The organism is Alteromonas sp. BZK5 (genome assembly GCF_014349115.1).
Lineage (GTDB): Bacteria > Pseudomonadota > Gammaproteobacteria > Enterobacterales > Alteromonadaceae > Alteromonas > Alteromonas macleodii.
Window position 1 is genome coordinate 1 of record NZ_JACSOE010000225.1, and the last position, 1,940, is coordinate 1,940.

The 1,940-nt window shown below is 39.0% G+C and carries 3 protein-coding genes; 1 reads left to right on the forward strand and 2 read right to left on the reverse strand.

Translation table 11 applies throughout. From position 1 onward, the window contains the following. Positions 1–288, reverse strand: a 288-nt coding sequence (locus BIZ39_RS21480) for a hypothetical protein (RefSeq protein ID WP_187448065.1), incomplete at its 3' end; no start/stop codon positions are given. Between the two features lie 326 nt (positions 289–614). On the opposite strand from BIZ39_RS21480, the gene BIZ39_RS22700 reads away from it, so the two are divergent. After that, a complete protein-coding gene (locus tag BIZ39_RS22700) occupies positions 615–776 on the forward strand; it encodes a transcriptional regulator (protein ID WP_410369574.1) in 162 nt (53 codons plus the stop codon). A gap of 128 nt (positions 777–904) precedes the next feature. Here BIZ39_RS22700 and BIZ39_RS21495 read toward each other — a convergent pair whose 3' ends face one another. Further along, positions 905–1,642, reverse strand: coding sequence for a transporter substrate-binding domain-containing protein (locus BIZ39_RS21495; RefSeq protein WP_187448066.1), 738 nt, complete (start codon positions 1,640–1,642; stop codon positions 905–907). Positions 1,643–1,940: the final 298 nt, after the last annotated feature.

Genomic DNA, 1,940 nt, shown 5'->3' on the forward strand with positions numbered 1-1,940 from the left:
ACACTTACCTTCTTTGTGAGCTTTCTTGTCGCCGCCACATTTGCCTTCGCCGCACTTACCTTCTTTTTCGGCCTTTTTGTCGCCGCCGCATTTACCTTCGCCGCACTTACCTTCTTTCTCAGCTTTATCGCCGCCACATTTGCCTTCTGCTGCGAACTGACTATAGCCCGACTCTAGTGCTTGCATACCAAATGGGTTCACGTCTGCTACTGCAACTGTTGACGCCAAAGAGCCAATTACAACTGCACCTAATGCTGTCGCTACTGATGATTTTTTGATTTGTTTCATTGATGTACCCTCAATAATATTAGTCATGTTTGACGTACAGTAAGCACGTATACATTAAAAGACCCTTTGGACTTAAAGGATATTTCACAAAAATAGATTTTTTTACAATCAATTTTTATGACCTTGATATTAAAAGGCTTTATATTAACAAAAATGCATTCCTACATGTTAGCTTTAAGTTAATAGGAAAAGTTAAGTACAGCAATTTCAAAAAGTACAGGGTAGATACGGTGAAGCAACAATTTTATCTGGGTCAATGGCAGGTCGATGTAACCAGCAATACGTTGTCTCTAGGCAAGCTCAAGAGAAATTTAGAGCCCAAGACCATGGATGTATTACTGCTTCTGTGCCAGCACCAGGGTCAAGTTGTCTCTTCCGAAGAAATCGTTGCTCAATGCTGGCCTAAACATATTTGTTCACTACCTCGAAATTTAGCTTTATATAAAAGCGTATCAGCCGCTTGCAACAGAGAAGTTATGTTCTCATAACAAAGATTTTCATTCGCTGCCACTCCCATATTAACTGTGAGCTTTTTATTTGACACAAGTATGAAGTGCCTGACACTGAGCCGCCCGATTCGTATAGGCAACAGTTGTGCAGCTTGGTAAGGAAAGAGTTATTTATTCGCACTTCGATAGGATTCTAATATTGTAGAGTCACTTATATATGTAGTAACCAGATTCAAACTATCAACAAGTTCATCTTTGTACCTGCTGTGATTTGATACTGCCAAATAGGAAGGTACGGTCAATTTGTCTGAAATACTTACCTCAACTAATCGACTACCTAATACCTCTGTATAAAATTGATAGGGTTGTTTGTAGCTAATTAGATAAGACGTTCTTCCAACATCAAAAAGGTGAATCGCGTCGCTACTTGTCGGCATATCAAAAAATTCAAAACCTTCTTGCTTAAGTGCCTGTCGAATCCCTAAATAGTCATAGCCGCGAATTGCCGAAATTGACTTACCATCCGCAAGTTGTCCGTTATGTAGAAGTACAATAGTTAAGTAAACAAATGGAGCGTTTATAAATGTAGCGTTCTGATCTAACGCTGAAGTACCTCTGACATTAATTGTGAGATCGACCTTCCCGGTCTTCACACGTTCAAACAAACGAGCCGGAGGCATGCATTCAACTAACACGTTATAATTCATTTTAGTCAATATGGCTACAGTTGCATCTATCGCTACACCATGACAACGCGAAGAGTCGGGTTCTTTAATCACTAATGGCGGAAACTCAACGACACCAAGCGTAATAGACTTTTCTGTTTTTAAATTTTCTTCAGAGCTTGCGCAATACGCCCAAGAAATAAGAATTAAGCAGTAACCTAAAAGAACCTTACGTTTCACAATTTTGCCGATTTATTAATTGATAAATTACTTATATAGGATTTTGCGAATAAATAATAGGAAGGAGATGTTATTACTAGATCTCTCCCAGTCAAAATATGCTTACAGCACAAGCACACAAGAAATGGGGTCAGAGTACATTTCACTGATTTAGCGGCACTGGGGGGTAAGGGAATGACTATGTTCTGATGTTTAAAGTAATAATACCAATTGCATTAATTAATTGACCAACTTTATCCACTCTCTCCAACAGAGATTTTTGACTCGTTCAACATCCGCAATGAATGTATTCCAAGCG